11 protein-coding genes are annotated in these 12,961 nt (G+C 60.4%); 5 read left to right on the forward strand and 6 right to left on the reverse strand.

Annotated elements, in window-relative coordinates:
* On the reverse strand, positions 1 to 1,069 hold a 1,069-nt coding region (gene glmS / locus JJE47_06555; protein ID MBK5267083.1), incomplete at its 3' end, for a glutamine--fructose-6-phosphate transaminase (isomerizing).
* Positions 1,070 to 1,359: 290 nt separating this feature from the next.
* Entirely contained in the window at positions 1,360 to 2,994 is a 1,635-nt protein-coding gene (locus tag JJE47_06560; GenBank protein ID MBK5267084.1) for a CapA family protein, read from the reverse strand.
* A 157-nt stretch (positions 2,995 to 3,151) separates the two neighbouring features.
* Between JJE47_06560 and JJE47_06565 the strand changes: the two genes are divergently transcribed.
* Complete coding sequence (locus JJE47_06565) at positions 3,152 to 3,529, forward strand: hypothetical protein (protein MBK5267085.1); 378 nt, start codon at positions 3,152 to 3,154, stop codon at positions 3,527 to 3,529.
* Between the two features lie 42 nt (positions 3,530 to 3,571).
* On the opposite strand, the gene JJE47_06570 is transcribed toward JJE47_06565, so the two are convergent.
* Together JJE47_06570 and JJE47_06575 are read right to left on the reverse strand one after the other, a co-directional pair.
* Entirely contained in the window at positions 3,572 to 4,981 is a 1,410-nt protein-coding gene (locus JJE47_06570) for an aspartate aminotransferase family protein (GenBank protein ID MBK5267086.1), read from the reverse strand.
* 8 nt (positions 4,982 to 4,989) lie between these two features.
* A complete protein-coding gene (locus JJE47_06575) occupies positions 4,990 to 5,415 on the reverse strand; it encodes a pyridoxamine 5'-phosphate oxidase family protein (GenBank protein ID MBK5267087.1) in 426 nt (141 codons plus the stop codon).
* A 541-nt stretch (positions 5,416 to 5,956) separates the two neighbouring features.
* Between JJE47_06575 and JJE47_06580 the strand changes: the two genes are divergently transcribed.
* From JJE47_06580 to JJE47_06595, 4 genes are all read left to right on the forward strand, one after another.
* The gene (locus JJE47_06580; protein MBK5267088.1) at positions 5,957 to 6,325 is read left to right on the forward strand and encodes a YciI family protein; all 369 of its coding nucleotides are present in this window, start codon (positions 5,957 to 5,959) and stop codon (positions 6,323 to 6,325) included.
* A complete protein-coding gene (locus tag JJE47_06585; protein MBK5267089.1) occupies positions 6,322 to 7,542 on the forward strand; it encodes an RNA polymerase sigma factor in 1,221 nt (406 codons plus the stop codon). Before JJE47_06580 ends, JJE47_06585 begins: the two co-directional genes overlap by 4 nt.
* Positions 7,543 to 7,691: 149 nt before the next feature.
* Complete coding sequence (locus JJE47_06590; GenBank protein MBK5267090.1) at positions 7,692 to 10,139, forward strand: right-handed parallel beta-helix repeat-containing protein; 2,448 nt, start codon at positions 7,692 to 7,694, stop codon at positions 10,137 to 10,139.
* Positions 10,140 to 10,152: 13 nt separating this feature from the next.
* On the forward strand, positions 10,153 to 10,581 hold the full coding sequence (locus tag JJE47_06595) for a VOC family protein (protein MBK5267091.1): 429 nt from the start codon (positions 10,153 to 10,155) through the stop codon (positions 10,579 to 10,581).
* Positions 10,582 to 10,600: 19 nt separating this feature from the next.
* Here JJE47_06595 and JJE47_06600 read toward each other — a convergent pair whose 3' ends face one another.
* Both JJE47_06600 and JJE47_06605 read right to left on the reverse strand, forming a co-directional pair.
* Positions 10,601 to 11,785, reverse strand: a complete 1,185-nt coding sequence (locus tag JJE47_06600; protein MBK5267092.1) for an acetyl-CoA C-acyltransferase — start codon at positions 11,783 to 11,785, stop codon at positions 10,601 to 10,603.
* A 26-nt stretch (positions 11,786 to 11,811) separates the two neighbouring features.
* Complete coding sequence (locus JJE47_06605) at positions 11,812 to 12,942, reverse strand: MFS transporter (protein MBK5267093.1); 1,131 nt, start codon at positions 12,940 to 12,942, stop codon at positions 11,812 to 11,814.
* Positions 12,943 to 12,961: the final 19 nt, after the last annotated feature.

Consider the following 12,961-nt stretch of genomic DNA (forward strand, 5'->3'; position numbering starts at 1 on the left):
TGTCGGCGGTCTCGCCAGATTGGCTCATGCCGATGACCATCGTACGGTCATCGAGGACCGGATCGCGATACCGGAATTCGGAAGCGATGTCGATCTCGACCGGGAGTCGAGCCCAGCGCTCGATCGCGTATTTCGCCATCAACCCGGCGTGGTACGAGGTACCGCAGGCAACTACGAAGACTTTGTCGATGGCGCGAGCCTCACGTGGAGTCAGATCGAGTTCCGGGAGGTGGATTCGATGGTGCTCATCGATCCGGCCGGCCAGTGTGTCCCTGAGCGCTTTTGGCTGCTCGTAGATTTCCTTCAGCATGAAGTCGTCGTATCCGCCTCGTTCGGCGGACTCAAGATCCCACTCGATATCCCTGACAATCGGTTCGACCGGATTCCCGGCCAGATCAGTAATGGCAATACCGGAAGGTCTGAGGGAGACGACGTTGTCATCGCCGACGATGGCGATTCGTCTGGTGTGCTCCAGAATCGCCGGGATATCAGATGCCAGGAAGTTTTCGTCTTCGCCGAGCCCGATGACCAACGGGCTACCGCGGCGGGCGGCAACCACCAGTTCGGGGTCCGAGGCTCTGACCACGCCGATTGCCAGGGCACCTTCGGCCTTCTCCATGATGGTGCGAACAATCATTTCGAGCGGTTGATCTCCCATTCGTTCGACCATGTGAGCAAGGACTTCGGTGTCCGTATCGGATGTGAACGTGTGTCCTTGCGCGATCAGCTCGTCGCGCAGCTGGACGTAGTTCTCGATGATCCCGTTGTGGACGACCGCCACGTTGGAGGAACAATCGCGATGGGGATGGGCGTTCTTCGTGACCGGAGCGCCGTGAGTAGCCCACCGGGTGTGGCCGATTCCGACCGAACCCGCGTAGGACCCTTTTTCGCTCTTGATCGCCGATACAAGATCGGCGATACGGCCGGCCGTTCGGGTGACGCCGATGCCGTCATCTGCCATGATGGCGATGCCGGCAGAGTCATACCCTCGATACTCGAGGCGAGCTAATCCGTTTACCAGTACTGATTGAGCCGGCCTTGAGCCGACGTAACCAACTATTCCGCACATGTGCAGAGTCTCCTTGGGCGCGGATCAAGCGAAAGAACGGGACTTGGGTCCCCTCACGTCGCGGTGAGATTTGTCCCCGGCGTTGCCGTCGGGTTTTGTCCACCAGCGTTACGACCGTGAACAGCCGGGAAAACATCCGCCGACGCGACCGGGGTCGCTTTCGATGATTCTCCTCCTCGTCACCCCTAGACGGGGTCAGGCGCTTCAAGTTGTAGCTTGATCTCAGTTGTGATTCGCAGTCTACATCGGTTGCCGCGTGAAACGCTTGAGTCAACACCCTGATTGGAGAGCTATGGAACCCCGGTTGGTGACACATCGGCGCCGAGACGGTTGATTCGTTCCATCGTGCGTTTCCATGAGCCCAAGAGTTGATTCCTCAGCGATGGGGAGATTCCTCCGGCGTGTAGGGTTTCGGCGACCGGGAGGATCTTGTACGAGCCAGACTGAACCCAGGTGGGTGTGAACGTGACCTTGCGGGGCATCCAATCCCCCTGGCGCAGAGCCATCTCGACGGTTACGAGAACCCCGTCGGTGGTTTGGGCGCTCCACAGTTGGTTCGACAGCGAGTTTCCGAGTCCGTAGACGACGTATTCGGAACCGTATTGGCCAATCGGTTGGACCACATGGGCGTGGTGGCCAACGACGAGATCGACGGCGTCGGCGTTGGTCAGGAGCTTGCCGATGCGGGTCTGGTTGGCGGTGGGATCCACCTGGTATTCAGTGCCCCAGTGCAGGCTTACGAGGACGACGTCAGCGCCCTCTGCCTTGGCTCGCTCGGCGTCCGCGATGATTACGGCAGGGTCGATAAGGTTCACCAACCATGGTTTGTCAGCCGGTACCTTCAGGCCGTTGAGCCATTCGGCGTATGACAGGTGGGCGACCGTCACATTGCCTACGTCATATGTCTGGGCTGCAAGGCGATCCGCCGAGTCGTACGCCACCCCGTCGTAGCCGAGTCCGCGAGATGTCATCACGTCAAGGGTGTTGAACACGCCCGTGACGCCCTTGTCGTAAGAGTGGTTGGAAGCGACAGAGCACCCTTCGTAGCCGGCCGCCACGATGGCATCGGCGATCTCGGCGGGACCCTGAAACGCCGGGTAGTCGGAGAGGTTGATGGAGTTGGGGTGGAGTGGCACTTCGAGGTGACACAGCGCCAGGTCGGCGGCACTGATGATCGGCTTGATGGCAGCAAACATTGGCTCAAAGTCATACTTCTTCCCCGAGTTATCGCCATAGTTGGCGGCCGCAGAGTCGACGGGCAAATGCAGAAGGATATCGCCAGTGAACGCGACCGTGAAGCTGGGCCGCTGGGCGACCGGCAACGGAGAAAGGTGCAGGGCTCGGGCGAGAAACGAGGCCATCTGATCGCGTCTGATGGGGGCGAATGGGCAGAAGTGGTCTCCTTCTGCGTTGCACCCCAGGGTGATGCCGGCGGCGGCGATGGCATTGATGTCGTTCTCGAAAATCGACTCGTTGTCGTCGACGAAACGCTCTGGCCCACCCGGCAATTCAAGAACTCGTGCAAGGAAGGCGGCCATTTCACCCCGGGTAACAGGGCGATCCGGGCAGTAGGAACGGTCTCCACATCCAACGGTGATTCCGGCGTCCGCCAGGGCGTTGATGTCGTTCTCAAACGTGGAACCTGCGTCGTCATCGAAATGGTCGACCGAAGCGTTAGAGATAGGAAATGCCCGCTTCAAGAATGCTGCCATCTGGCCACGGGTGACCGCCTGACCGGGGCAGTACAGGTCGGCGTCACAGCCAAAGGTAATCCGTGCAGCCGCAATGGCTTCGATCTGGGCTTCGTGAGTGTTTCCGTCGTCGTCCCAGAAGGTACCTCCAGGGTCGGTGGCGGTGGCCAGCGCCCCCGCAGTCGACCCAAGAACCATCATGCCCGTAATCAGCATGATCGAAATGGTCCGCATTGCAACCTCCTCGAAGTCGAACCTAGTGGGATTGTGAATCTCCTGTCAGGCGACCGGCGGTGTTTTGGGCCGGATCCCCGGACTGGTCTTCGTACCCTGGTCGAACGAGCGCCCTGCCCGTACTGTTGAAACGAAGCTTGAGCAAGGGAGGTCTGACATGACCACGCTTCAGAACCGTCCCGACGTTCGATCGCCGAAATCGGTCACTTCGAAGTCGGAATATCAAAGGATGGACTGGCTCATCGGGTCGATCGCAGCCGTGATCGGCGCCCTCGCCGTCTACCTGTTCTTCCATCCGGCCAATGCGATCGTTAACTTCTTCGGCACGGAATATGTCGTGGAAGACTTGCATGAGGGATGGCGACTTGGCTTGTCGGCCCTTTCAACCGGGATTTTCGGAACCTGGTTCGCTTGGATCAGCAACCGGTCGTCAAAACTTGGTTCATACATGGAATCGCGGACGACCTGGTGGGCGACTGCCGCCGTAGTCGTCCTGGCAATCGCAATGGCGTTCTTGGCAGTCTGGATCTTCTAGTTAGGTCCGGGTTCTACCAGGAAGGATCCGGCTATCGGTCCGTTACGACGGTAACGGACCGATAGCCGGATCTGCCATTTCATCGATCAATGTCCACAGCTCATCGACGTGGTGCTGTGTTGTGTTGGTTTGCCCGATGGACACCCGAATGAACGAAGATCCGTCTGGCAGCTTCGAAGCAGTGAGGTAAGCCCGGCCAGAATCATTGATGCGGGCCGCCAGTCGGTCAGTGGGTGGGTCACCATCGACATGGCGAAAACTGACCAGGGCGAAGAGGGTGGGGGCTACCACCTCGAATCGAGCGTCTCCCTCGAGCTGAGCAGTCAGAGTCCCAGCCGCGGTCACGTGTTCGCGGATCTTCGTCCGGATTCCCTCGGCGCCGTATGTGCGCAATGTGAACCAGAGTTTCAATGCACGAAACCGTCGTCCGAGCGGGACGTGCCAGTCGCGATAGTCGATCACCGCTCCCGATTGCGATGCGGCATCTTGCAGGTAAGGCGGCAGGATGCTCAGTGTTTCAATGAGCGGTCGCCGATCGGCGACATAAAACGCCGACGCATCAAAGTTCACAAACATCCACTTGTGCGGATTGAACACATACGAGTCGGCCAGTTCGAGTCCATCCTGATGGATCCGAAATTCCGGGCAGATCATGGCGGAGCCGGCGTAGGCCGCGTCGACGTGATGCCACATGCCTTCTCTACGGGCAATCTCACCGACCGCACGGACCGGGTCGACGGCAGTTGTCCCGGTGGTCCCAACCGCCGAACAAACAAAGGCCGGCAGCAGCCCGGCCTGGCGGTCAGAGGTTATTGCTTCGACCAGCAACTCGGGCCGCATGGCGAAGTTTTCGTCGACTCCGATGGTTCGAAAGTGTCGGTACCCGGCAACCCGAGCCCCCTTTTCGATTGAACTGTGCGCCTGGGAAGATGCGTATGCGACGATGTTGTCAAGGGAGGTGGATTGTTGGGCAAGCTGACGGGCTACTACCAGCGCAGTGTGCGTTGAATCGGATGCGCTCATTTGGATGACGCCGCCCCCTGGTCCGGTCGTCTTCCACGCGGCGGGAAGCCCGAGAAGATCTACCAGCCAATCCATCATGTGAGACTCGATCTCGGTCGTCGCTGGGCTCGTCGACCACAGCATGCCTTGCTGGGCAAGACCGGCGGACACCAACTCTCCGAGAATGGCCGGAAACGAGGAATCGCCGGGAAAATAGGCAAACCAATTTGGCGACTGCCAATGCGTGATCCCCGGCATCACCACGCGGTCCAAATCCTCGATGATCTCTGCAAATGGTTCCGGACCTTCGGGAGCGTTGGGAGGCAGGAGCGCCCGGATGGCGCCCGGCTGCACTGTGGGGGTTACCGGAAGCGACTCGACTTTCTCGTAGTAGTCAGCCACCCAGTCAATGAGTTCTTTCCCATATCTACGGAACTCGTCAGAAGACATCCCGCCTGTCATGGTCGGTAAAACGAACGGTGAAAGTCTGGACCGAGGATTGATGCTGAAGTGACCCTTGTTTCACCGAACGCCAGGTCTGGTGTTTCCGGGCTGCCGAAAAAGTTGGCGGGGTCGAAGGGAAGATTGGCCTCCGTCCACAGGCGCCGTCGATCGGCCTCCGAGGTATGCAGGCGGGCGTCCCCTTCGGCGAACAACTCACCGGGGCCGTCGGTGCCGCCGACCGGCCAGTGGAATGACGTCCGAGGGTTCTCGACAAGATTGCGAAACTTGCGGCTCCCGGTCCGGGTGGCAAACCAGATGGTGTTCTCGGTAAAACCAGGCGTGACCGGTGCGACATGGGGTCGCCCTTCGGTACTAGCCGTCCCGAGATACGCCAACCAGCTCACAGCTCTTGCTCCGACGACAAACTCATCCCAGATCATGGAACGAGTTTAGTAATGGGGTGGCCGCCTGTCGGCGGCCACCCCATTCGTTTACCGTTTTCGATGGGGTCGGTACTTGCCGGGTCTTTCCCACGGTGGATGGCGTACAGCCAACCGTTGCCGTTGGAAATTTGGCAGGTCCTGAACACGAACGAACATCGTGCTCTCCTTTCTGGAATCGTCGATACGGGGCAGGGCCCGACGTGACATCGGCTCGATCGCCGAGAAACGAACCGCTGAGAAGTTTCCGAGCGGACCCGGGCGTCGTGTCTAGACGGTGCGGTGGCCGCGGACGGAGACAAGGGTATTGATCGACATTCAGGTCTCCTTTCCAGATCAAGGGCACCGGGATGTGCCCACCGGGCCAGCTTCGTATGGTGGGCCCCGGAGCGCAAGCTAATTTCCGTCCCGGCCGGCAGGTGGAGGGATCGGAACAGCCGGCACCATTTCCGGGCGAAACGTAGAATCGGCCAGACCCTGTCGAAAACCGTCGGCGACGTTCGTTGTATGGCAGAGGTAGCCGCAAACAATGGAGGTTGGCATGCCCAAGTACGCAGCTCTTATATACAGCCCGGCTGAGACCGAGGGCACCGGAAGTCCAGAGGATTGGGCGCGTGTCATGGCCGAGTACAACGAATTTGGCGAGGCGGCCGGTGCCGCCGGAGTCATCGTCGGCGGGGAGGCCCTTCACGATACGAACACCGCGACCACCATCACCGTGAAGGGCGGAAAAGGTGGGGATGTACTGACGACCGATGGTCCGTTTGCGGAGACCAAGGAAGTCCTCGGCGGGTTCTATCTCCTTGAGTGTGCCGATCTCGACGATGCCATCAAGTGGGCCTCGCAGATCCCCGGAGCCTGGCGTGGACGTGTAGAAGTTCGCCCCTGCCTCGAGTTCCCTGAGGAGTGACCAGGTCGCTTGCAGAAACGTTGCGGGTCGAGGGTGGCCAGGTGTTGGCCACCCTCATCCGCCTCACCGGCAGGTTTGATATCGCCGAGGACGCGCTCCAGGACGCCCTCGTGGTTGCCAACGAGAGGTTCTCGGATGAGCGGTTACCGGAGAACCCGGCGGCCTGGCTGACGGTGGTTGCCAAGCGAAAAGCGCTCGATCGTCTGCGGCGTGAAGCCAAGCGGGCTGCCAAGGAGGCGGAGGCCATGAGCCTATTAGTCGACGACGCCGAAACCGAGCCGACCGATCAGCTGCGCTTGTTGTTTACCTGTTGCCATCCGGCGTTGAGCCCTGAAGCGCGGGTCGCGTTGGCATTGCGGACGCTTGGTGGTCTCACCACGAATGAGATCGCCAGGACCTTTCTCGTTGCTGAATCTACGATGGGCCAGCGGATATCGCGAGCGAAGTCCAAGATTTCCTCGGCTCACATTCCCTACCGGGTGCCCGATGATCACGAACTGCCGGAGCGGCTCGACGCCGTTCTGAACGTCATCTATCTCATCTTTACAACCGGTCACCATGCACCCTTTGGGGCTTGGGACGATCGGGTGGATCTTGCCGACGAAGGTATTCGCCTGGCCCGGATGTTGGCCGGGTTGATGCCGGACGAACCGGAGTGTGTCGGGCTACTCGCACTTTGTTTGGCAACGGCCGCCCGCCAACCCGCCCGTCAGTCGAAGGACGGGGTACCGGTTCTCCTGGCTGATCAGGACAGAACGCTATGGAATCAGGAGCAAATTGCGGAGGCCTCAAGGCTCGTTGACGGCGCCTTGCGCCGTCGCAGCGTCGGACCCTATCAAATCCAGGCTGCGATCTCGGCGCTGCACAGTCTTGCCGCTAGGGCTGATGAGACTGATTGGGAGCAGATCGTGACCCTCTACCGGATGTTGGAACGCATGGGGGGGTCGGCAGTGATCACGGTCAATCGAGCGGTTGCCGAGGCCGAATTGTCTGGCCCCGACACCGGATTGGAGGTTCTGGAGACGATCGAAGGGCTCGAAAACTGGCACTTGTACTGGTCGACCAAAGCCGACTTTCTCCGCCGCCTCGGGCGCGCCGACGATGCCCGGGTGGCATATCAACAGGCCCTGAACTGCGATATGAACGAATCCGACCGGGCGTTCTTGGCCATGCGGTTGTCGGAGCTCCAGGTTCAGCTTCCCGGTCGCAATCAGTAAGTCCCCGGTTCATGTGGTCGAGACTCCCGATAGTGGCGCCGGCCTTCCTATGGTCAAGCCTCAAGTGGACATGCTTGTTTGGATCAAGGTCGCAAGCTGTTCGCCCGATGATATAGACAAGACCAGTTCGGACCCGGGAAGGTTGGTCGTTGCGTAAGTCCATCCTCTGTTTGTGCCTGGCGGTGCTGATCGCACCGCTCCTTGCCACCGATGTGGCTCGCGGCGCAGGCTCTGAATACCTGGTCGAACCCTTTTCGTCTGCCCCGACCGTCTGGACCGAAGGCTGGTTTGATGGCGCAGTTGGGCCGCGCAATCGCATAACTCAGATTTCAGATGGTGTGTCAGGGAAAGCCATCAACGTGTCGGTGCCTGCCGGATCACACTTCGGGTCGGCCGCCCTGTATCGGTTTGGGGACCAGGGACTCGGTGACCCCGATGAGTTGTATTACCGATACTTCATCCGTCTTCCCGCGTCCTTCAAGAACTATGGCTCCGGGAAGATTCCCGGCCCGGCCGGGCTCTACAGTGCGAGCGGTCGGAACGGGATCAAGCCATCGAACTCGAATCCCGGCTGGTCGGCCCGTATGCAGTTTTCCCCATCGACGTCTCCGGCCACCGCCAATACGACTGCGATCGGGTTCTATGTGTATCACCGGAATCAGGCGAAAGCGACCGGAGATACTCTCATGTGGGATCCATCCGTCGGCGTGTTGAAGCACGGTGCCTGGTCGTGCGTCGAGGGCCATGTGTCGATGAACACTCCGGGGGTTCGCAACGGTGTCCTCGAAGGCTGGGTCGACGAGAAGCTGGCCTTCTATCAAGACGACTTTCAATTCCTGGGATCGGCTGACGCCGCCCTCGGTGTGCAGAGCTTCTGGTTTGACACCTACTACGGGGGAAATGGTACCGCTCCAGGTCCGCTGAATTTCCAGTTCGACGAACTGGTCCTGAGCCCGGATCGTGTTGGTTGTGGTGAGGTTGCCGCGCCCCGGTTCTCTGATACGGGCGGCAGTGTCCATGTGGCGAATATCGATCGGCTCGCATATGCGGGCATTACGTATGGCTGCAACCCGCCGACCAACGACAGATTTTGCCCGGACGCTCCGGTAAGCCGCGGAGCGATGGCGGCGTTCTTGACCAGGGCACTCAAGTTGCCGGCACCCGATATTGTTGATCGCTTCGTAGATGACAATGACTCCGTGTTCGAGGATGCGATTGACCGTCTCGCCTCCTCCGGAGTGACGTTCGGTTGTAATCCGCCTACCAATGATCGGTTCTGTCCAGACAGGGCGGTGACCCGCGGCCAGATGGCGGCGTTCTTGACGAGAGCGATTACGTTTCCTCCCCCAGGGATCAAAGATCGGTTCATTGACGATGACGATTCGGTATTTGAGTCCGCCATCGACTGGCTTGCTTCATCAGGGGTGACGCTCGGGTGTAACCCGCCGGCCAACGATCGCTATTGTCCCGATGCCCCGGTGAGCCGTGCCCAGATGGCAACGTTCCTGACCCGCGGGTTGAGCCTTCCGGCTCCGCCCATCCCGCCGGTGGATCCGCCATTCGTTCCGGTGGTACCGAACGGGTACGACGCAGTGGTGCCAGCCGGGTGGTCGATCCAGGCGGTGATCAATTCACAGCCCGAAGGTGCGGATATCTTCATTGAGCCGGGCGTCTATCAGTATCAATCGATCATCCCGAAGAGGAATCAGTCTGTGGTCGGCGCATCCGGAGCGGTAATCGACGGGATGGGTCTGCTCAAGCTGGGAGTTTCGGGGGATGCAGCTGGTGCGTCGATACGTGGAATCGAAGTCAGGAATTTCAGTCGTGGGTTTGCAGTCACCGCCACCGGCTGGACGATAGATGGAGCCTATGTCCACGATAACGTCTATGGAGTGGAGGCTACCGGGGACAATCTGACGATCACCAATTCACGGTTCGCAAACCACGACCTGGAGGCGATCAGAGTGACCGGGGCCACGAACTTTGCCGTTTATGACAGCACTTTCGAACCGTCCAGCAAGACGGCCGTCAGGCTGGACGGAACCGTGGGTGCGGTTGTCGATGGGAATACGATCACTGGACCAACCGGATATGGGGTGTGGTTCACGGACGCTGCGCTACAGACGACGGTCATCGACAATGTGATTACCGACAGTGCGCGCCCGGGTATTGCCCACGACCGGGCGTACGGCTCGACGATCAGCGGCAACACGTTGATCGGTAATGGAACAGCGGCCACAACTGCGTGGTGGGACGGTGCTGGCATTGTGGTCTTTGGCCCAGACGCACACGTTTCGGCGAACACGGTTACTGCGAACCATGCGGGGATCGTGCTGTTCACGCACTCGTCGGATCTGGATGGTCCGCTTGGTCTTTATACACCGAAATCTGTTCTCGTGGAAAATAACGTCGTTGTTGAGTCAGGGTTCGTTGGTTCCAATGCGTCAGCTGCTCAAGCCGTGAACTCGGTTTTCCAGGGAAACACCTACACGTACGGTGTGGACGCCCTTCGCTGGGTCTGGGCCGGTATCGGGAGAAACTGGGCGGGTTGGCAAGCGAACGGCCAAGACACAACCGGATCGTTTACGACCCCATAGCTAGCCTGTAGCTATGTTCGGAGCTTTTCAGGTTACGTTTGACGCCCGGCACGCCCCATCCCTCGCCGAGTTCTGGGCGTTGGCTTTGGGGTACATCGTTGAGCCGCCCCCGCCCGGGTTCGAGTCCTGGGATGCCTTTGCCGACTCGATCGACATGCCGCAGGAGGACCGGGAGGCGATTTCGGCCATCGTCGATCCCGCCGGGCAGGGTCCGCGGATCCTCTTTTTGAATGTGCCAGAAGGCAAGACCGCCAAGAATCGGGTTCACCTCGACGTGCGTCTTCCCCAGGGACTAGAAGGCTCCGAGCGCGAAAGGGTTCGCGACGAGAAGGTCGCACAGTTGGTCGGTGCCGGCGCCACCTACGTAGACACCCGTTCTGACCATGGACCGGCCTGGGTGGTACTGCTGGATCCGGAAGGAAACGAGTTCTGCGTAACCTGACCGGGTTGACGGGCGGTTACTAGGCCACTTCGAAGAGCCCGGCGGCGCCCATTCCGCCTCCGACGCACATGGTCACCACGGCGTACCTGATGCCGCGGCGCTTGCCTTCGAGGAGAGCATGGCCGACCATCCGGGCTCCGGACATGCCGTAGGGGTGTCCGATGGAGATGGCACCGCCGTTGACGTTGAAGATCTCGTTGTCGATGCCGAGCTGATCACGGCAATAGATCGCTTGAACGGCGAACGCTTCATTGAGTTCCCAAAGCCCGATATCGTCGATGGTGAGATTGGCGCGTGCCAGCAGTTTCGGAACGGCAAACACCGGGCCAATTCCCATCTCGTCCGGGTCGACCCCGGCCACCGCCATGCCCCGGTAGTAGCCGAGCGGTTCCAGCCCCCGCTTCTCTGCCTCCGATGCTTCCATGACCACCAGTGCCGCGGCGCCGTCACTAAGTTGCGAGGCATTGCCCGCCGTTACGTTTCCGCCGGGACCATTGACTGGTTGCAGCGATGCCAGACCCTCAAGGGTCGTGGTCGGACGATTGCCCTCATCGAGCTTGAGCGTGACCGACTCTTTGGTGGTCTCGCCGGTCTCCTTGTTCACCAACGCCTTGGTGGCCGTTACTTCGATGATCTCCTCGTCGAACAAACCGTTTTGTTGGGCGGCAGCTACCCGCATCTGTGACTGGTAGCCGTACTCGTCACAGGCTTCGCGACTGATCCCATACCGTTTGGCCACCACTTCGGCGGTCTGGATCATGGGCATGTACATGTTGGGTTCGCGGTCAAGGACCGCCGGGTCGGCGGCGCGGTACATGTTCATGTTGGCGTTCTGGACCAGGCTGATCGATTCGACCCCGCCGGCCACGACGATGGGGGCTCCGTCGAACATGACCTGCTTGGCGGCGGTGGCGACCGCCATGAGACCGGAGGAGCACTGACGGTCAATCGTCATCCCGGAGGTAGTGGTGGCAAGGCCGGCGGCGATGGCCGAGATCCGGGCGACGTTCATTCCCTGAGAACCTTGTTGTAGTGCCGCCCCAAGGATGACGTCGTCGACTTCACCGGGTTCGAGCCCGGCTCGTTCGACGGCAGCCGCGATGGCTTTTCCAGCCAGCGAAGGAGATTCAAGATCGTTGAAAGCCCCTCGATACGCCTTCCCGATCGGGGTGCGGGCGGTCGAGACGATGACGGCTTCTTTCACGTTGATCCTCCTTGGGTTAACGATCGTTAGCTTATCGGATCCTGATCATTTCGGAACCGGGCGGGGGTGACGAGTGTCGCCCCGACGACAAATAACCCCATCGCCGCCACCCATCCTGGCCGGTAGTCGGCGAACACGTCGACGGAGTAGCCGAGCAGCGGCGCTCCAATTCCGAGCCCTGATAGGAAACCGAACATGACAACCCCGGACGCCCGCCCGGCCTGTCGGGCGGGAACGCCCTGGATAACCGCCAGCATGCCGACGGCATTCCATGAGCTAACACTCAGACCGGCGATGAAGACCGCCGGCCAGACCAACCAACCACCAACCTGCGGCGCCAGTGCCAGACATCCGGCTGAAAGAACCGAGGCGAGGGAGATAATCAGCAGACTTTGTTGAACGCCGACCTGATGTTCGGCGGCCCGTCCCCACCAGATCCGTCCAAAGATCCCCAGGAGGCCGGCGAGAGCGGCTGTGCCTCCGGCTACCTGCGGAGTCATTCCCAGTACTTCTTGTGCAAAGAGCGGGACCCACTGGAAAATTCCGGAGCCGGCCAACCCGAGGAGGAACCCGAAGGTGGAGATCCTCCAAATGAGGGGGGGAAGTGGTTCTTTGGTCACGCTCCGGGTGACCGTTCGATCCGGAGGGTCGCCAGGCAGAAGCCTTTGGGCTATCCCGAAGCCGATGAAGGCGAAACCGGCATAGATGCCAACGGCGGTTCGCCATCCGGCCAATCCGGCGAGCCACGGAAGAGTGAGTCCCCCGAGGAAGGTGAACACCTGCACCCCGGACTGTTTGAGGCCCGTGATTATCCCTTTTACACCTGCTTCGACGTGGAGGGAGATCAGTTTGTTCGTGGCGGGATTGGACATGGATTGTGCCACTCCCGAGACGAGGGCCCCCGCCAACAGGACGCCGTATCCCGAAGCGGTCGCCATCAATCCGAGGCTGACCCCGCTTATTGCGAGGGCAGCAACCGATCCCGCCTTCGCCCCGATCCGATCGATTTCGGCTCCGAAGCGGGGGGCCAGGATGGCGCCAACGACAGACGACGCCGTAGCCAGCACCCCGATCTGCCAGCGCGCGACGCCGAATTCGGTGATCAGACTCGAGGCAAGCACAGCTGCGATGACGAGTGGAAAAGTGGAGGCTCCCATCACTCCGGCCATGATTGAA

This window comes from Acidimicrobiia bacterium (assembly GCA_016650365.1).
In the GTDB taxonomy this organism is placed as follows: domain Bacteria; phylum Actinomycetota; class Acidimicrobiia; order Spongiisociales; family JAENVV01; genus JAENVV01.